The sequence below is a fragment of the Psychrobacter sp. Pi2-52 genome, assembly GCF_904846705.1.
Lineage (GTDB): Bacteria > Pseudomonadota > Gammaproteobacteria > Pseudomonadales > Moraxellaceae > Psychrobacter.
This window is the reverse complement of the sequence record NZ_CAJHBS010000006.1, coordinates 53,298-73,248: the sequence shown is the minus strand read 5'-3', so window position 1 is coordinate 73,248 and position 19,951 is coordinate 53,298. Positions and strand designations below refer to the sequence as shown.

General features: G+C 42.1%; 15 protein-coding genes. 2 read left to right on the top strand and 13 right to left on the bottom strand.

Annotated features, from left to right (window positions below):
* Positions 1 to 417: 417 nt before the first annotated feature.
* Both JMY00_RS05255 and JMY00_RS05250 read left to right on the top strand, forming a co-directional pair.
* The gene (locus tag JMY00_RS05255; RefSeq protein WP_201579372.1) at positions 418 to 852 is read left to right on the top strand and encodes a hypothetical protein; all 435 of its coding nucleotides are present in this window, start codon (positions 418 to 420) and stop codon (positions 850 to 852) included.
* A gap of 500 nt (positions 853 to 1,352) precedes the next feature.
* The gene (locus JMY00_RS05250) at positions 1,353 to 2,519 is read left to right on the top strand and encodes a D-alanyl-D-alanine carboxypeptidase family protein (protein WP_201579371.1); all 1,167 of its coding nucleotides are present in this window, start codon (positions 1,353 to 1,355) and stop codon (positions 2,517 to 2,519) included.
* A gap of 185 nt (positions 2,520 to 2,704) precedes the next feature.
* Here the strand turns inward: JMY00_RS05250 and JMY00_RS05245 are convergent, their stop codons facing one another.
* The 13 genes from JMY00_RS05245 to JMY00_RS05185 all read right to left on the bottom strand — a co-directional run bounded on the left by JMY00_RS05245 (position 2,705) and on the right by JMY00_RS05185 (position 19,545).
* A complete protein-coding gene (locus tag JMY00_RS05245; RefSeq protein WP_240990661.1) occupies positions 2,705 to 4,675 on the bottom strand; it encodes a HAMP domain-containing sensor histidine kinase in 1,971 nt (656 codons plus the stop codon).
* Positions 4,676 to 4,871: 196 nt separating this feature from the next.
* The gene (gene der / locus JMY00_RS05240; RefSeq protein WP_057759046.1) at positions 4,872 to 6,293 is read right to left on the bottom strand and encodes a ribosome biogenesis GTPase Der; all 1,422 of its coding nucleotides are present in this window, start codon (positions 6,291 to 6,293) and stop codon (positions 4,872 to 4,874) included.
* A gap of 384 nt (positions 6,294 to 6,677) precedes the next feature.
* Positions 6,678 to 7,886 (bottom strand): outer membrane protein assembly factor BamB, encoded by a 1,209-nt coding sequence (gene bamB, locus JMY00_RS05235; RefSeq protein WP_201579370.1) that lies wholly within the window; start codon positions 7,884 to 7,886, stop codon positions 6,678 to 6,680.
* Positions 7,887 to 8,012: 126 nt separating this feature from the next.
* Positions 8,013 to 8,807: a tetratricopeptide repeat protein gene (locus JMY00_RS05230; RefSeq protein ID WP_201579369.1), complete on the bottom strand. Its 795-nt coding sequence runs from the start codon at positions 8,805 to 8,807 to the stop codon at positions 8,013 to 8,015.
* Between the two features lie 70 nt (positions 8,808 to 8,877).
* The gene (hisS, locus tag JMY00_RS05225; protein WP_201579368.1) at positions 8,878 to 10,167 is read right to left on the bottom strand and encodes a histidine--tRNA ligase; all 1,290 of its coding nucleotides are present in this window, start codon (positions 10,165 to 10,167) and stop codon (positions 8,878 to 8,880) included.
* A 123-nt stretch (positions 10,168 to 10,290) separates the two neighbouring features.
* On the bottom strand, positions 10,291 to 11,406 hold the full coding sequence (gene ispG, locus JMY00_RS05220) for a flavodoxin-dependent (E)-4-hydroxy-3-methylbut-2-enyl-diphosphate synthase (protein ID WP_057759039.1): 1,116 nt from the start codon (positions 11,404 to 11,406) through the stop codon (positions 10,291 to 10,293).
* A gap of 116 nt (positions 11,407 to 11,522) precedes the next feature.
* Entirely contained in the window at positions 11,523 to 12,335 is an 813-nt protein-coding gene (locus JMY00_RS05215) for a helix-turn-helix domain-containing protein (protein WP_201579423.1), read from the bottom strand.
* The gene (gene pilW, locus JMY00_RS05210; protein WP_240990660.1) at positions 12,332 to 13,267 is read right to left on the bottom strand and encodes a type IV pilus biogenesis/stability protein PilW; all 936 of its coding nucleotides are present in this window, start codon (positions 13,265 to 13,267) and stop codon (positions 12,332 to 12,334) included. Before pilW ends, JMY00_RS05215 begins: the two co-directional genes overlap by 4 nt.
* A gap of 211 nt (positions 13,268 to 13,478) precedes the next feature.
* Positions 13,479 to 14,708, bottom strand: a complete 1,230-nt coding sequence (rlmN, locus tag JMY00_RS05205; protein WP_201579367.1) for a 23S rRNA (adenine(2503)-C(2))-methyltransferase RlmN — start codon at positions 14,706 to 14,708, stop codon at positions 13,479 to 13,481.
* Between the two features lie 513 nt (positions 14,709 to 15,221).
* The gene (gene ndk / locus JMY00_RS05200; protein WP_057759031.1) at positions 15,222 to 15,653 is read right to left on the bottom strand and encodes a nucleoside-diphosphate kinase; all 432 of its coding nucleotides are present in this window, start codon (positions 15,651 to 15,653) and stop codon (positions 15,222 to 15,224) included.
* Positions 15,654 to 16,075: 422 nt separating this feature from the next.
* Entirely contained in the window at positions 16,076 to 16,492 is a 417-nt protein-coding gene (locus JMY00_RS05195) for a lysozyme inhibitor LprI family protein (RefSeq protein ID WP_101206216.1), read from the bottom strand.
* A 258-nt stretch (positions 16,493 to 16,750) separates the two neighbouring features.
* A complete protein-coding gene (locus JMY00_RS05190; protein WP_057759029.1) occupies positions 16,751 to 18,040 on the bottom strand; it encodes an adenylosuccinate synthase in 1,290 nt (429 codons plus the stop codon).
* Between the two features lie 206 nt (positions 18,041 to 18,246).
* Entirely contained in the window at positions 18,247 to 19,545 is a 1,299-nt protein-coding gene (locus tag JMY00_RS05185) for an ATP phosphoribosyltransferase regulatory subunit (RefSeq protein WP_201579366.1), read from the bottom strand.
* Positions 19,546 to 19,951 lie beyond the last annotated feature (406 nt).

The following is a 19,951-nucleotide window of genomic DNA, read 5'->3' as shown; positions in this document are numbered from 1 at the left end:
AAAACATGATACTCTAATTCTCCAATGAGATGACATCTCAGTCTAGAGAAAAAGAGTCATTTTGATAGCATGGGCGATTATAACTGAATAATATAAAGACACGAACCCTGTCTTTAGCAAAGTATCATGCTCTTCTTATGCTGATAATTATACGATGAAAGTAGCGTAACAAGATCTGTATCAAACGAATAACAACTAGTAGATTAAGCATCGCGTTACAATAAGCAACACCCCACAACAATACAAACCGATGCACTGATACTGAAGTAACGTCATTAGAGTATGCTACTGATATGTTGCTAAAAAATGGTTTTGGCTCACAAGATATCTACACATAAATCAATATTTTATGTGACTTTTGTTTTTTTACCGATTAACATATGACCATTAAATAAAGACGAGCGAGTGTAATACTGAATGAATAAACAATCGATATTATCTATAGCTTCTGTGATAGCAAATACTGCCTCAAAAATTGGGATTGCAGGACTGATAACGTCTGTTGCTATGCTGTCTCAAGCTTCTAATGCTGCGAATAACTCTGGCACTACCATTCCGCTAGACATGTCTGGCATCAACATTACTAAGCACGAAATTGCGGTGATGCAGGTACTATCAGAGATATGCCCACCAATGCTAAATGGTAAGCAAAAGCAGCGGTTCTATAAGTCGTATACTGTACAGCTACATGAGCTAATGCCTTCTCTAGAAGATCCAAAAGCGGCTATTCAATACCTATCTACACAGCAAGACTATCGCCAGATACTACAAGGTATTCGTAGCTGGACGATGGGATTCTCAAAGCAAGAAAACAAAGCACTATGTGAAGATTTGGCAAACGCAGATTACTAGAAGATTCGTTAGTTTGATTCAACGACTAGCGTCATCTGCTTAGCTTATTAATAATATTAGTATTAACGATAATAAAATAAAAGCTATGTACTCTTTATAACATCGGTTAAGCAAAGTTTATCAACTGGTTGTCTAGGTATCTGTAGCATCAAAGCTTGCTGTCACTTTACTTGTTATTCACAAGCAGTGCAGCAGGCTTTTTTGTGAGCGTTAAATTTTTATTGCAAAGACTGGTCAGATGATAGTCAAAACAAATATATGATAGGCCTTCATTTTTCTTTTCAAACTTGCCTTATTTTTGCATTTATCGATTCCCCATCGGTAGTCATTTTGCTAAGATAAGGCGTTAATTTTATGTCTATTGTGTAGGCGTTACTATTTTCGTCGATACATTATTTTAAACACTGCATCTAAGACATGCTGCTTAAAATAATGTATGGAAATAGGTACAAAACATAAGCGATAGATACATTTGGTTCCATGATGCGGTGTAATGATATATGACAGTAAAGCGTGTAAAAAATCAGCTGGTACAGCTGGTAGTTGGTGTAAGTATCTCGATGAGTGCAGTAGTGGCAAACGCAGCCATTCAACCACCTGAAATGGACAATACTGCCTATGTGTTGATGGACTATAACACTGGCGAAATTTTGGCTCAAAAGAACGCCAATGAGGCGCTGCCGCCAGCATCTCTGACTAAGATGATGACCAGTTATATCATTGAGCAACGCTTAGCATCAGGCGACCTGAAAGAAGATGAACAGGTATTGATGAGTCCAAACGCATGGTGCCGTGGTAGCAGCAGCCAATCTTGTATGTATGTGCCTGTGAACAAAACCGCCAGCGTCATCGATATGCTACGCGGTATTATCATTCAATCAGGTAATGATGCATCAAAAGCCATGGCTGAACATATTGCTGGTAGCGAAGCCTCGTTTGCAATCTTGATGAACGAACAAGCGCAAAAAATTGGCATGGAGAACTCTAACTTTGTCAATGCTACTGGTATGCCTGATGAAGGTCATTTAGCATCTGCTTTGGATTTATCTAAACTCGCGCGCGCTATTATCAAAAACAGCGGCGACTACTATAGTATCTACGCAGAAAAAGAGTTTACTTATAACGGTATTACCCAAGGTAACCGTAATGCTCTGCTGATTACCGACCCAACCGTTGATGGCCTAAAGACTGGCCACACTGATGCGGCAGGCTACTGCTTGGTTGCATCAAGCAACCGTGAAGGCATGCGTCTAATCTCTGTCATTATGGGTACCAAGAGCCAACAAGCTCGCGCCGATCAGTCACGCGAGCTACTTAACTGGGGTTTCGGTCACTTTACAACAGTTACCAAGGCGCCTGCTGGACAGTTCGTTAGCAAGCTTCCAGTATGGTTTGGAGAAGCTGACGAGGTAGAACTGGCAACTGGCGACAACTTGCAAATTCTAACCAGCAAAACCCAGAAAAATAAAATCACCACAGTGGTGGATATTCCTGAGAGCTTAGAAGCACCAATCAAAAAAGGTCAGGAAGTTGGTAAAATGATGGCTGTCATTGATGGTAAAGCGGTAGCCTCAGTTCCTATCATCGCAACCAATGATATCGAACAGTCAGGCTTTATGAGCCGTACGTGGGAACATATCGTACGCTGGGTAAAGAATCTTCTCTAAGAGAAACTTTTAAAAAGCAATACTAGCTAAACACTGTTTAAAAAAAGACGCCTTAAAATGGGCGTCTTTTTTGTTTTTATGCCTACTTTAATTTAAAAGTGCTTTGTTACTGAAAAGTCGAAAATATGAGAAATGCTACCTAGCAAAATAAACCTAATTAGGAACACGGATTTAATAGAACAGTACTATGTCCAAACCAACCATTGCTTTAATAAGTCGCTTAACGCTTTGTCTTTATAAGTAGCAATATGACAATAGTCAATACCAGCTGCTTTTAAACCATACTCAAAGCTGCCTACATAGCGCGCCCGATGCTGCGGATACCAATATACCAATAACGCACGATGCTCGCTCTTACTGCCCTCATCGCTTTCATACTGACGGATACGTTTGGCTAGCATCGCAGCTTTTTCCGGGAAAACATCTTCACCAAACATCACCATGTCAACTTTCTGCTTACGCATCTCCTCTATGACGAGCTGGTTACCTTGACAACAAATAATCGTAGCCCCTAGATATTCCAGTTCATTTAATAAAGAGCCTGTCTCATGATAGTAATAATAAATAATCGTTAGACCAGACAATAAGCGCTGCTGTTTTGATTGCTGTTGATTGGGCATCGCTATGGTCAGCGTAAACTGTGTACCTACACCAAGCACACTATCAACATCAATCGTAGCACCCATAAGCTGCGCCATTTGTCTAACAATCGGTAAGCCAACCCCTGAGCCTTCGTACTGGCGAGTTTGCGACGAATCCACCTGAAAGAACGGATTAAATATATCGTCTAGGTGCTCATTATTGATACCAATACCCGTATCTTTCACGCTAATCTGCCAACGATTACTTTTATTAAAATGTGTCAGTTGCGACGTAATCGTAACTTTCCCGACAGGCGTGAACTTAATCGCATTATTGAGCAGTATCGATAGTATCTGATATATTTTTTCTGAATCACCATATAGGCTATAGTCTATATGATGAATATTACTGATTAACTCTAACCCTTTTTGCGTAGCCATATTTTCAAACTTAGCTAACAGATCAGCGATTAGCTGTAATGGGTTAAACTCATTTTTATGAATTCTTATCTGACCTTTTTGGATCTGGTTCAACTGTATAATATGATCTAAAGACAATACCAATTTATCACTGCCACTACTGATAATCTCTACTGCGTCTTTTTGCTCTCGGTTTAGCGCCTCATGATCCAATAGTTGTAAACCGCCTACAATTGCATTCAACGACGTTTTTAACTCATGAGAAATCATGCTTTGAAAATTGTGCAATTGCACATCAAGTGACACGTCTTTATTGTGCAATTGCTGTTCAAAAGCTGCAAGGGTTTCATAACCTTGCCGTGCTTCTTGTAAACGATTGAATAAAACAATTAATGCTTTTTTGATTTGGGTCAGTTCTTGAAAATTGAATTGCTGCGGGATGACTGGCAGTTGCTCTAGATTTGTGTTGTTTATAACAATGTCACAAACATCAGTTAACACTTCAATATCTTTAACTGGCCAATTAAGTTTTCGGAAAATGTAAAAAGCAAAAATAATAATCAGCACAACTGTTGTTAGCCATAACCATAGGATATTTTGGAACCAATATAAACGGATCAACTTTACATCTATCGTAATATTAATATAACCAATTAGTGTACTATTTGTAGTGGTCTTACCAGCCAACTGATCTGGCGCTGATGACTCGCTCATAACATTCGATAGAACCATTGCCAACTGTTGATTGGTATCAGACTCATTGGACGCGGCACTACCGGCATCAATACCCTTACTAACTACTGGATAGTTAAAACTGACAGTATGCGCAAATAAAGCGTTTTTCCAGTCATCAAGCGACTGATCTATATCTTCAATCGGCTCAGAGGTTGAGTAAAATACAATACTTTGAATAGTGGGCTCATTCTCTAACAAGATATTAACTTGCTTAGCCACAACCTGTGCCCCATCTGCAGTGGATGCACTAGTCGTTAGTAATGCTGCCAGTTGTTGGATATGGTGGTTTTTCTCTTGATAGTAATGTACTAAGCCATAAATAAAAGGCAACAAAAAGCCTGCCAGCACTGCCAATATGACAGCTTGTATGACAGAACGCCAGATAAGCATATGGATGGTTTGAGACGAACGCTTGTTCATATCACTCTACTAAGTCGCGGGTAGCTTTCGTTTATAGTACAAGTGTTTTGAAGATGTGATAAGTAAAACATTTGAGTATTTTTTGAAGTACTAAGCAAGATAGATACCTATGAGCTCAACCTATAGAGTATTAATAGAAAAATGTCATCACACTATCAAGCGGATGACATTAACTATAAGCCAATAGACACTAGAATTAACGAGGCTTTTTATCTTTGGTAGTAAATTTCTGTGATCTATTACGCTCACGCTGACGCAATTGTTGAGCTTTTGCCTTGGTTGGCGTATCGCTCTTATTGGCGTATGGGTTGTCATTTTGCTTCAAGATAACGTTGAGCGGTGTGCCTTCTAACTTAAATACTTGACGGAACTGATTCTCTAGATAACGCTGATAGCTCTTAGGAAGCGCACTGGTTTGGTTACCATGAATAACAATAACGGGTGGATTGTGACCACCAATATGCGCATAACGCAACTTGATACGACGACCAGCAACAGTTGGTGGCGGATTGGCCGTTACTGCATCTTGCAAAATCTGGGTCAAACGGTTGGTCGATACTTCGAACATCGAAGATTTGTACGCACGTAAGATAGAAGGATATAAATTACCAACGCCTGTACCATGCAGTGCTGAAATCAAATGTATTTTTACATAAGGAATAAAGCTAAAGCGGCGATCCATTTCAAGCTTGATATAGTCTCTTTGATCTTGTGTTAGACCATCCCACTTATTGATCGCAACGACTAACGCTCGTCCAGCGTCAAGCGCATAACCAATCATATGCAAATCTTGATCCACGATACCTTCGTGAGCATCAATAACAATCACGGTTACGTTAGAATCTTCAATCGCTTGCAAGGTCTTGATGACAGAGAATTTTTCTACTTTTTCATCGATTTTACCACGGCGACGTACACCAGCAGTGTCGATCAAAACATAGTCGCGACCTTCACGCTGATAAGGAATATAAATACTATCACGCGTCGTGCCTGGCATATCGAATACCACTACTCGATCTTCGCCAAGCAGGCGGTTTACGAGCGTTGATTTACCAACATTTGGGCGACCGATAATGGCAAGCTTCAAGCCTCTTGGCTCTACTATGTTTTCTTGCTCAGGCATATCAGCTGTTAGCACTTCAAGCAAATTGCCCACACCGCGACCATGACTGGCTGCCATCGGATACGGCTCGCCCAATCCTAGTGCATAAAACTCAGCAGGTGCTGCATCATGTACACCGTCGACTTTATTGGCGACAACATAGACAGGCTTGCCTAATGTATGCAAAAACTTACCAATTTCAGCATCAGCGCCAATCATACCGGCACGAGCGTCAACGACGAATACGATGATATCTGCTTCATGGATTGCTGTATGCGACTGCTCAGACATATAGTCATCAATATTACCGCTACCGTCATCAGCTTCACCGATACCACCCGTATCTACAACGATAAAAGATTTGTCTTCATAAGTTGCATCACCGTACTGACGGTCACGAGTCAATCCTGAAAGGTCAGCGACTAATGCCTGCCGACTTTTCGTGAACTGATTAAATAAGGTGGATTTACCGACGTTTGGACGACCAATTAAGGCGACCACAGGCTTGATACTCATGGGTTACTCTCAGTGAAAGACACAATGACGGGCAGTACAGTTATTCTTATAACCAGTGACATAACAATAGTAATAGATATGCTGCAATTGACCGTGAATTAAAATGAATGATAGAACAATAGCAAAAATAATAGATGGCTATTTTACGATTAAAAATAGTATATAGGATGGCTTCATTATACATAAATAAGTAGTATATATGGATAGCACATCGGTCGCATAGAGTACGCGAAAGCCTGTGTTTAAACAAGCAATTTACACAAGGCACTAAACGCTGACTAAGCAGCGTTTGTGTTTCATAAATGACAATCAAGAATAAGCTTAAGGGCTATAGTAAAATATTACACTTCATTAATCACCGATAAGCACCTAACTATATAGTTATTAGCGTACTAACTGCCAGATAGCAACTTGTCCTGACGTACTTTGAGTCATTAAACGGCTACCTTGGACTTGCAAGTTGGTCAATGCACCTTTTGTCTCTACACGACTAACGATGCTACCCGTAGCAGGGTTAAACAAATGCACTACGCCATCAAAGTCACCAATGGCGATATAGTTGCCAATCATCACAGGATTGGTAAGATCTCGGTAAGCCAATTCGTCACTTTCCCAGAGTGTCTCGCCACTGTTGCGATCATAAGCAACTACTTTGCCATCTAAACTGGTAGCGATAACTTGCTGAGTATTTACCGCTAGTGATTTGAGACTCGCAATTTCATTGACGAACATTACCTGACGCGAGGCTAAATCAATACCTAATAGCTGACCACTATAGCTGATCGCAAACAACTGATTTTTATCTACTATAGGTTTGCCATCGACATCACTCATGCGCTCAACTTCACTACTACCAGCGCCTACGCCAACACGTCTTGACCATAGCGGAAGACCGTTATCGACAGTAATTGCGTGCAAACGACCATCAGCTGTCGCCAAAAGCGCTGTCTCATTGTCTAATAAAGTTGGCGCAGCGCTACCGCGAACGCTGATAGCAGGTACTTGAGTTGCGAACTGCCATACCGATTGTCCAGTTTGCAGCGACAGACCATGTAAGAAACCATCATTCGCTGATAATACCACACGATTATTGGTAATCAGTGCTGGCGTCAAAACCGAACCTGATAACTGCTGCTGCCAACGCTTTGCACCAGTCGTGCTATCAAACGCCATGACCTTGCCACCACGAGTACTAACGATAGCTGTCTGACTCAATGCATCCAATGCAACACCGCCGGTGATTTGGTCATCAACATTGATTGACCATATGCGCTCGCCTGCACTATTGAACCCTGACAGTTCACCACCGCGTGATGCAGTAACGATTTGACCATTGGCATAGCCAACTTGCAAATCTAGCGGATCTTTTTTGCTGGCTTTTTTGTTGCCAATATCGGTACTAAATACAGGCTGTAGTACGCTAATCGGCTGAGCGATTTGTACCAATTTTACTGGATCATTTACGACCGGCTTAATACCGCGATTACATCCAATCACTGCCGTGCTCATTACTGCCAGTACGGCCACATGCATGACTGTCTTTTTGATAGTCTTGGTGTTTAACATTTTGCTAGAGCGAATAGATTGAGTCATTGTATGTTCTCACTACAGATAAATTATTATTAATTGGTAAATTGGCCAACGGCACATTAGTAATCATTAGGTTATATTAAAAAAGAGCTTCGGATGATTACCAACTCTCAATACTATCCTACCGACTTATTGCCCTGCTTCGGCAGCGACTTCATTCGAGGTGTCCATCACTAGCGACGGCTCAGGAGCAGATGACTCTTGAATAAGACTGGTTTGCTCAGCAATCGGCTCAGCCGTGATACCTAAGCTTTCCATCTTTAATGCCAATACTGCACGCGTTTCTTGACGGCTACGTAATAGCTCCCACGCATTGCTATAAGATTTAATCGCTGAATCTTTATTGTCTTGTGCTAAATAAATATCTCCTAGCAGCTCCTGCTGACTTGCTTCAAACGAGCTTGGCATGTCATTGTTTGCTTCTGATAGTGCAGCATCTGTATCACCTGCGGCCAACAGCGTTTTTGCATAGCGTAAACGAGTAATCGCTTCTAGACCAGCATCACCCAAATCTATGGCCAATGCTTTTTTGAATGTCTCAGTCGCTGCTGCAAAGTCATCATTGTCTACTTGTTGACGTGCCTTTATCATTAGCGCTTGCCATGCATAAACCGACTCACCGTGCGTACTGACCAAAGTATCAATATCTTTGTCTAGCTGGCTACGACTTTGGGTAAGTGCTTCTTGAGCTTCTGCTTCTAAATCTGGGTTTTGCGAGGCCAGTTTGACCTCTTCGTTTAGCTGCTGAATATCCGCATATTGATCGGCGGCGACGGTATCTACTCGCGCATGGTTGTTTTGCCAGTACGTCCAACCAAAATAGGCGGCCAGTGCTAACAAAATCGCAGTGACGATATAACTACCATATTGCTTTAGCGCTTGCATGGAGTTATCTGCATTTGGCGAATTAGGTGTCAGAGCCATATATATTTACCTGATAAAATTTACATTAAATTGCTGGTGCGACAAACAAATCTGATTAGTCAAAAATTGACTAGCCACGAGAAAAGTTATCTTTATTTGATAGCCAATCTTGGGCGACCGTCTTTTGCTCACCTGTCTGCATGTCTTTAATACTAATCGTATTATCATCCAGCTCTTGCTGTGCGATGATGACTGTCAATGCCGCGCCTGACTTGTCCGCCTTCTTCATTTGCGCTTTTAGACTCGTGGCACTGGCCATCTTTACTCGTACATCTGGACGACTGTGACGCAAGTTCTGTGCATAGCTTATACCAGCACTATATACCTCAGGATGGGCCACAACGAATACATCACAAGCAGGTATATCAGAAATCGGCGCAACCGCTTCTATCAATAACAATAGACGCTCAAGCCCCATCGCAAAACCAACACCAGGCTCAGACTTTACTGGTTTACTACCATCTGTACCGATTGATTTTAATTGCCCTACTAGCCCATCATAACGACCACCCGCACAAACGGTAGCTTGACTTCCAAGCTTATCTGTTACCCATTCAAATACTGTTTTATTATAATAATCAAGGCCACGTACTAAGTGCGGATTGATTTCAAAATCGATATTAAGCGCAGTCAGATAGGCTTTGACCTGCTCAAAATGCGCCACACTCTCTTCACCTAAGAAGTCAGCAAGCTTTGGCGCATCTGCCAATACTGCTTGCGTGCTCGCCTCTTTGCTGTCCAAGATACGTAAAGGGTTAGTCGTTAGACGACGTTTGCTGTCTTCGTCTAGCTGGTCTTTTTTATCAGTTAAATAGGTAACCAATGCTTCGCGATAAGCATAGCGCTCATCTAGCTCACCCAAACTGTTTAGTTGCAAACGCATCTCATTGTTGAGGCCTAGCTCTTTCCACATCAAATGAGTCATCGCAATCAGCTCAGCATCAGCATCTGGTAATGCACTACCGAAGCTCTCGACACCTAACTGATGAAACTGGCGATAACGGCCTTTTTGCGGACGCTCGTAGCGGAACATCGGACCGATATACCAAAGCTTAGGCGTGTCACCACGTAGCAAGTTGTGCTCGATAACTGCACGTACTGCTCCAGCTGTGCCTTCAGGACGTAGCGCTAACGGGGTTGGCGGCTCAGATTTATCAGTAAAGCTGTACATCTCTTTTTCGACGATGTCAGTCGCGCCACCAATAGCACGGGCAAACAGATCCGTTTGTTCAACGATTGGCAAGCGAATATGCTCGTAACCGTACCTACCAAGTACATCAGCCAATATCGCTTCTAAATGCAACCACTTTGCTGATTGGTCAGGCAAAATATCATTAAAACCTTTGATAGCTTTGATCATGGTACGGTCGTATCCTTAAATATTTAACAGGTATTCTATTATTGTTTTCTATGTACTTAAATAAGCGTTGTATCTAATTGATGCTATGACGATATAGCTTAACGTATCAATCTAATGTATGACTTATTTTACGCGAATGATTTCATTCTCACGCTTTTTCGCCAAGTCTTCTGCATGGGCGCGAACCATACCTTCTATTTCATCAACCAAATTGCCTGTATCGATAAGGTGGCTTTTTTCACCCATACGATAGACTAATGATCTAGGGGCAGCACCAACGATACCGATATCGGCCTCTTTTGCTTCTCCTGGACCGTTTACCTTGCAGCCGATCACAGATAGATTCATCGGTTCACGAATATCTTCTAAGCGAGACTCTAACGCTGTCATTACTTTAATTACATCAAACTCTTGACGCGAGCAGCTTGGACAGGCGATAAAGTTTACACCGTTCGAGCGAATATTAAGCGATTTTAGAATATCAAAACCAATCTTAATCTCTTCTTCAGGCTCAGCGGCTAACGAGATACGAATGGTATCGCCAATACCGTCTAGCAATAATCCACCTAGCGCAATAGCAGATTTAACAGCGCCCGTACGGTAGACACCCGCTTCCGTCACGCCCAAATGTAATGGGTTATCAATTTGCGCTGATATTAAACGATAAGCATCCAATGTCAAAAACACGTTGCTGGCTTTGACAGATACTTTGTACTGGTCAAAATTAAGACGCTCTAAAATATCAATATGGCGCATTGCCGACTCTAGCATCGCTTCGCCAGTTGGCTCAGTATACTTACGCTGTATGTCTTTTTCTAAAGAGCCAGCGTTGACGCCAATACGAATCGGAATATTGTGATATTTGGCGCAAGCGACCACTTCACGTACCTTAGCATCGCTACCAATGTTACCAGGATTGATACGTAAGCAGTCAGCGCCTGCTTCTGCAACTGCCAAAGCGATTTTATGATCAAAATGCACGTCAGCGATCAAAGGCACGCTTACCAGTTTGCGAATTTCACCAAAGGCTTTGACCGTATCCATCGTTGGCGTTGATACGCGCATTAAATCAGCACCTGCTTCGACACAACGCTCGATTTGAGCGACCGTCGCTGCTACATCACAGGTATCAGTGTTGGTCATGCTCTGTACGCTAATTGGTGCATCACCACCAACCGCGACATCACCGACATAGATTTTTTTGGTCAGACGACGATTAATAGGCGATGGCATTGACATACATAAATCCTTAAATCAAAAATAGAAAAGCCCTAGGCCTTTGTACATATAATATAAACTAGCTGAATCGGCAAACACATATGCGCTTTATTCAAATTTGGCGCTTATGCAACTGACTATGGTGCCAATTCGAAAGTAGCTTGCTTATCTGTTGCATACGTCTCTAACGCAACTGGTTGTTGATTGAGCATCAAGCTAACATTGTCGATATTATCAATTTGCACATTAAACGGTGGCATACCTGACAAGTCATAGTTACCTGCAGACTGAGAACCGTTTATTAAGCTGTTTCCAGAAGCATCCGTGATGCTAACCACAGCGTCGCTTGTCAATACAAGGTTCAGGGTAGCCATTGCTGCAGCATCACCTAGATTCAATGCAGAGCCAGAAGCACCAACGCCACTTGCATCACTATTGATAGCGGCACCTTGGGCTTGTTCTATTGCTGACATGTCTTCAACAGCTGATACAGGCTCTTGGGTGTTTTCTTTGCTAGCGTTACTCACCATGCGGAATAGGAATATCGCCAAGATAATCAATCCGATAACACCTATGATCAATAAGGGGTTAAAACGGATGCGGTTATGAGTATCACGCTGCAAAGTTCCCATTGGACGCAGTGGCGTGTCGATATTGCTGGCTGATTTGGCCTTCAACTCATTAGGATAGGCGGCATCGAAGCTACTAGCGATTTTTGCTGAATCTAAGCCCAAATATTTGGCATAGTTAATCGCAAAACCACGAGCAAACGCAGCCTGTGGTAGCTCAGCGAAGTTTTCGCTTTCTAAGGCCTCCAAATGACGCTTTAGAATGAACAGCTCAGCCGCCGCTGCTTCTAAAGTTACTTGCTTGTTTTTACGGGCTTGCTGCAACACGGCACCAAATGATCCCTGAGCGTTAGATTGAGTGTTTGATGATGGGGTGATCATTTCCATGGTGCCTCTGGATTGTTAAGCCAAGTCTTAAGTTGTTTTGCTTCATCACTTAGCGGATAAGCGGATAAAAGCTGCTGTGCCAATTGCTGGCGCGTTGTTATATTATTTTGTGCTGCTGCAAGCTTGATACCTTGTAAGAGCAAGCGCGGGCTAACACCCTGCCCCTGCACCAATATCAGCGTCTCATCATACAGTCTCTGTGCCTGCGGTACACGCTGTTGGTCGAGCAATAAATCTACCAATTCGATATGAGCAATAATACTATTACGATTGCCATCGAGTGCCCGTAAAAATGCTTTTGAAGCGGCACTATCATCACCCAACTGTAGATAAGTACGACCTAGGTTTTCTAGCGCGCCAATACGGCCTTCATAGCCTAGCGTCGCCCCTGCAATCTCAAACTGTTCTGCTGCTTCACGATAGCGCTTTGTCTGTGACAGATACACGCCATAATTATTGTGTGCTTGTACAAAGTCTTTATCTAGCGCGATTGCTTTTTTGAAATACTCATCAGCTTTGGCTAGATTGATACGGCTGCCTTCTTGCTGCAACAAAACGCCCATCATATCATAGGCTGGCGCATAACGGCTATCGGCAGCAAAGGCTTTTTCAAGCTGCTGCTGCGCGGTATCAAGCTCATTTTTTCGGATGTATTGCGCGGCAAGTGAGGTACGCACACGGGCGATTTCCTGCTGATCTAAATTTCGATCGTTGCTAGCGCGCGTAGATGTTTGATAAGGAGAGTTACCTAGCAAATCATTAGTCGGGGTGGTCTGACAGCCACTTAATACAAGGACACCGAACACTGCCGACAGGACTGCACGCTTTGGCAAAGCGGTTTGGGCAGCACTGATACTCGACTGCTTATAAAATTTAGAAAATGATTTTTGATATTTGAACTGACAAGAATTTTTAGAAGTCATCATGGCCGCCATCATAAAACTGGGATTCAATGCGTTCGATCTTCGAGGCCTCAGTTTAATAGATTTAACCCCTATAAGTACAATTTAGTTGTTATTAATTGCCACGTTCTGCGATCTTGACAGTCATTGCTACATTTTCTTACCATTGCGACAGACAAAAGACAGCTAAAACGCTATACCAGTCGAATATAACGTTTATCTTCTAGAGAACGTGCTAAACGCTTTCACGATCTTTGATGCTCTGCTGCCACGCGGCTGAGCGTCTAGTACGATCGGCAACTTGTCCAACCAACTGACCACAAGCGGCATCGATATCATCACCACGGGTTTGACGAATGGTACAAATAAAACCCGCTTCGCTCAATATATTACTAAATGCATGAATACGGTTATTGCTTGATTTATCATACGGTGCATGTGGGAATGGGTTGAACGGAATAAGGTTAATTTTACTTGGTAACCCTTCCAATAGCGCAACCAACTGATGGGCATGCTCATTACTGTCATTGACGCCATCAAGCATCACATACTCAATCGTAACGTGCTTCTTATGACGTGGATTGACATCATAAACGTAGTTTTTTGCCGCTGCAATCAGCTCTTCTAGCGGATATTTCTTGTTAATTGGCACCAACTCATTACGCAGCTCATCATTTGGTGCATGCAGTGAGATAGCCAATGCCACATCGATGTCTTGTGCTAGCTGATACATTTTCGGGACGACACCAGAAGTCGATAACGTGACGCGACGCTTTGACAATCCATAAGCATGATCGCTTAGCATCAACTCCATTGAGCCTACCACAGGCTTATAGTTCAATAGCGGCTCACCCATGCCCATCATCACCACGTTGGTGACGTTATTTTCCCATAGGCTATGGTCAACGTTTTCTAAACTTTCATTTTCATCTGTCATATATGACGCATTAGCGACCCATAACTGACCGATAATTTCAGCTGCACTTAAGTCACGCTCGAACCCTTGCTTGCCTGTACTACAGAAACTACAGTCTAGTGCACAGCCTACTTGAGAAGACACGCATAATGTCTTACGGCCATTTAACTTGCTATCATCTGCAGGGATAAGCACTGTCTCAACCAACGAACCGCCAGTAACTTCAAATACCCACTTACGTGTACCATCATCACTGTATTGACGATGAATTACTTTGGGCGGTATCACACAGGCATTAAGCGATAACTTGTCTCGTAACGACTTACTCAGATTAGTCATTTGCTCAAAATCTGTCACGCCATGCTGATAAATCCACTTAATCACCTGAGTTGAGCGGAACGGCTTTTCGCCAATACTCTTGAAGTAATCAGCCAGTTGCGCTTGCGTCATACCCAATAGATTGGTTTTGGCATGTGCCTCATCTACTAGCTTAATGCTATCAGTAATCTTAGCAGGTACGTGCTGAGTAGGTGCTTGAACAGTTGACATAATAGGTAACCTTTTTGCAGAAGCTTAGATAAGCGGTGCAATTATTTATATGGGCTTTGCCATACATACATGGGTGCATGAGCAATCCGCTATGAGCGCAGTTCTTCGAATTAATGAAAACATGCTGATAAGGGATTGATAACGCTAAGTAAAAACAATAATGAGGCAAGTTATTAATAATTTCAATGAATAATATAATTATAGAACTCTAAAGCGAATACAAGGCAGCCGACTGCAGATTGTACAAGTAGTACATCTAAGAAGGGTAACGCCATAGCAGTTTAGTAATTCTTTGATTATAGGATTATTACAATAGCTAAAACGGCCTATACCCATAAGATATAAGCCGTCTCGCAAACCAATTATAAACAATCAATGTTGTAAATAATTCGTCTATAGTCAATCAAGTATAAAACTTATACCGGTAAGATCAGTTTAAATCGTAGCTGTCTTATTATAGCAGTTACCTCAAACAAATCGAACGCCGTAAAAGCCTATAGCTGGTTTACTATATTAGCGTGTACGTGCACAAACTTCATCATCGCTGAAGAAGTAGCTGATTTCACGTGCTGCTGATTCAGCTGAATCTGAACCATGTACTGCGTTTTCGTCGATGCTGCTAGCGAAATCAGCACGGATAGTGCCTTCAGCAGCTTCTTTTGGGTTAGTTGCACCCATGATTTCACGATGCTGAGCGATAGCATTTTCGCCTTCTAGTACTGATACCAATACTGGACCTGACATCATAAAAGATTTTAGGTCGTTGTAAAATGGACGCTCAGCGTGCTCAGCATAAAAACCGCCTGCTTTTTCATCATCAAGTTGTAGCATTTTAGCTGCAACGATTTTTAGACCAGCTTGTTCAAAACGGCTATAGATAGCGCCGATGTGGTTGCCAGCAACTGCGTCAGGTTTGATGATAGATAAAGTACGTTCGTTAGCCATGAGAAGCTCCTAATAAATGATAAATTCAATAAAATATGAAAAATTAATGCGTTGTTTTAGCTTTAGCCACAATGTTGACTTGGACTGTTTTACACAACTCATGGTATATCAGTGTATAACCATAAGCGACAACATTGGATTGCTGCCTATTATAATGATTAAGGCCATAAATGATAGGGTTAATTTATGACCATACCTTGCATAAAAGTAAATTTATAACAGTATCTTACTTACATCCAAGTTAAGTACTCATCAACAACAGATGCATGAGCTATCGACTTACTTACCTTATCGCTACTCATATTTATCACTTATAGCTACCAGACTGATTTTATAGAGTATTTATATCATTATTAATGATTAGAAAACCCTCAACACACCTTGCTAAGAGTTTTGCTAATACCTACTACCAATCAAAACATTTAATCATCTAAGCGACTGTCTCGACAACTACCTGCATTGCATTCACGCACACGTTCATTCAAAAAATTAACTCGATTAGCTGTCTTATTGGTGGCACAGCTCATATTGACAAAGAAACCATCACCATCGTTATAACTACATTGGTCGTTGCGCTCGCGCATCCACGCTAATTGTCCGCGTTTAAGCGTGGCTTTTTGCTGTTTGTTTAGGAGTTTACTCAATTTACTGTAAGAGTTGTTAAGCTCTTTATCTGCTTCTAAGTATACTTTCGTCAGGCAATATAGCCCATCAAAGTCATTGTTTGGTTTGTCACAGTTTTCTGCACCCCAAGCAAACATAGGCAACATGAAAGCTGCGGATGTAACTATTGCTATAGAGGTATTGCGAATCGTGGATTTAAGCGTATTCGTTGTCATAGCAAATTCCTTTTTGTATGTTGATAAAACCAAATCCGTCTATAATATCTTACACTTAATTAAGCCAAAATAATGTCAGTATATCCATTATTTATGATATTTTTAGATGATATTATAGCTAGTAGCCCTACTCTTACACTGTTGAAATTCAAGGTAATCAATCAATTTCTTGAAGTAGCACACACAAAAAACCCCAACGCTTAGCGTTGGGGTTTTTTATTAATACTAAAAACTATTTAATCAAGTTTGTAGTAAAAACTAAGCGTCGTACGGATCACGCAATACGATAGTCTCTTCGCGATCAGGACCAGTTGAGATAATATCAACTGGGCAACCAATCAATGCTTCGATACGTTTGATGTATTTTTTAGCGTTTTCTGGAAGCTCATCATAGTTCGTAATGCCAACGGTAGACTCGCTCCAGCCTTGCATTGTTTCGTACTTAGGTGTGACTGACTCGTAGAATTCAGCATCATGCGCGCCTGCACACTCAGTTTCAGGTAGGTTATAACCCACACCGATTAGCAATTCTTCAAGACCATCTAGTACGTCAAGCTTGGTCAAGCAAATACCTGACATAGAGTTAAGTACTACTGCACGGCGTAATGCTTCAGCATCGAACCAACCACAACGACGTGCACGGCCAGTCGTTGCACCAAATTCATGACCGACTTTGGCTAAGTGAGCGCCAACATCATCGAACAATTCAGTTGGGAACGGACCACTACCAACGCGCGTAGTGTACGCTTTGGTGATGCCAAGTACGTAGTCTAAATACAATGGACCGATACCTGTACCAGTTGATACACCACCAGCAGTTACACTTGAGCTGGTTACAAATGGATAAGTACCATGGTCGATATCAAGTAGCGTGCCTTGAGCACCTTCAAACATTAGGTTTTTGCCAGCCAGACGTAATTGATTTAGGTCTTCAGTTACATCAGTAACCATACCTTTAATCTCTTCTTTCCACTCTTTACAAAGCTTAAGTGTCTCATCAAAATCAATCGCTTCAACTTTATAATACTCAGTCAGTTGGAAGTTGTGATATTCGATTAGGTTACGTAGTTTTTCTTCTAGATCTTCACGGAACAAATCAGCAAGTTTAATCGCACGACGTGCTACTTTGTCTTCGTATGCAGGACCGATACCGCGACCTGTTGTACCGATTTTACCAGAACCACGCTTGGCTTCACGAGCTTGATCAAGTGCCACATGATAAGGCATGATAAGTGGGCAATTAGGAGAGATACGTAGACGCTCACGTACTGGTACGTTGTTGTCTTCTAGCTCTTTCATCTCTTTGAGTAGTGCATCAGGTGCTAACACCACGCCATTACCGATAAAGCAAGTGACGCCTTCACGCAAGATACCTGATGGAATCAAATGCAAGACAGTGGTTTTGCCATCGACAACCAACGTGTGACCAGCATTATGACCGCCTTGGAAGCGGGCTACTGCTGAGGCTTTTTCGGTAAGTAAATCAACGATTTTACCCTTACCTTCGTCGCCCCATTGGCTACCCAAAACTACAACATTCTTACCCATGATCAATCCTTACCTTTATGTATTGAGGTGTGTGCAATAAAAGCTGAAAATTAAAATGATTTTCTTAGCTGTATCTTTTTATCTCAGTGCTTCATGAAATAGAAACACTGAGATATCTAACAAATAATTTTGCGTTCTCATAATTTGTACTGAACACTTTTGGCTGCGTGAGCCATTCAATAGCCTACTATTAAACAGTTAAACAGTTAAACAGTTTGTAGCTGCCATTGACTGTCATCAGCCATGCTCAAACGATGCGTCACATCATCTGGACTGTCCTGTGCATCTAACGGCATAGTGACGCGATAGCCTTGCTGACGTAGACTCTCTACTTGTTGCAGTAGCGTCTGAATCTCATCTGTATTTGCATTAGACAAAGCGGCAAAGTCAACCAAGACAACGGTTGGCGCATCTAACTGTGTATGAGCCAGCAATCGGCTAACATCCATACTAAAGCCCGTGGCCGCACGTAACGCTTGTGTCTGGCTTTGCATACCATCAAAACGACCACCACGTACTAGTGGCTGCGTTTCGCTATTAATATAACCATTGAAGACGATGCCAGTGTGATAGTGGTAACCTGATAGCTCAGTCACATCAATACTGACTGGGCACTGCCATTGGTCTTGTAAATAGTTTTTCAGACGCTGTAGCTCATCGATCGCCGTCGCGATTTGGCTGTCTTGCTGTGCTGCATCTGATAATTTGGCTAATAGGTTTGCGATATCGTGACCAAAGCGTGCCAACACATAAAAATCATCACCCATTGGCAAAGCGCGGCAAACACGCTTAAGCTCTGGTAGGTTTTTATTAGCATATAAGTACATCAATTGCTCAGTATCACTGTCTGACAATTCAGCCAATTCAGCCAAACGTTTGAATATCGCCACGTGACCCAAATCGATATGGAGCGCTGAACTCATATTAAGTTTGTTTACCATCGTAAATAGCACGTCTATTAGCTCAATATCTGCCGCTAGCGACGCACAGCCAAATATCTCAGCACCTAACTGTAGCGGCGTACGTGAGCCAAATAGACCTGATGGCAAGGTATGGATCACATCACCAACGTAGCAATAACGCGCAATACCCGTACCGCCATGATGTGCATCGATACGCAAAATCTGCGGGGTAATGTCAGCGCGTACGCCCATTAGGCGACCAGTCAACTGATCGATAATCTTAAAGGTTTGACGTTTCAGATCTTCTGACGCATCACTTAGTAAAGACTCAGTAAACTCGATCATCGGTGGACAAACCAGCTGATAACCATGAGTAATAAGCTGCTCGATTAACTGATGTCTAAGCACTTCTTGCTTGTGCGCATCTTCAAACAGGACATCAACCACCCCATCAGGCAATAGCCAACTATTGGCAACATCACTGCCAAAGTTACTCAAATATGGCATGCGATTGGGTGCAGCACTGTTTTCGGCAGGCTGAGACACTGTTTCGTTGGTAGAATTTGGCTGGGCAGGTTTTGCAGAATCAGAACTAACAGACACAATAAATCCTTGTTTGGCGTATCGCTTACCAAAAACGCGGTACTGATGCGGTACTTAAAGGGTGATTTGCCGGGCATTGACGCTGTGTGTGTTTATTTTTAACGCGCAACATCATTGACCCAATTATTTATAAACAAACCAGGTAACCGCAAAAGGGTGAATAATAAGTATAATTTAGAATGATAAGACGAGTATCTTTATGCGCTAAAAAATTGCGACAAATAATCAAGGCACTTTATGCTTTAGTTTAGCATAGCACTCAAGGTTCGCCTAGTGACAATTAGCCACAATCACTATCTAATTACAGTTCAATTGCCGCTTATTAGCTTAGCAGGTGTGACAGTCATCGTTGATGTATTTGGCTCAATATTGGGCGAATAGCCGAGAGGTTTATTTTTTGTTAACC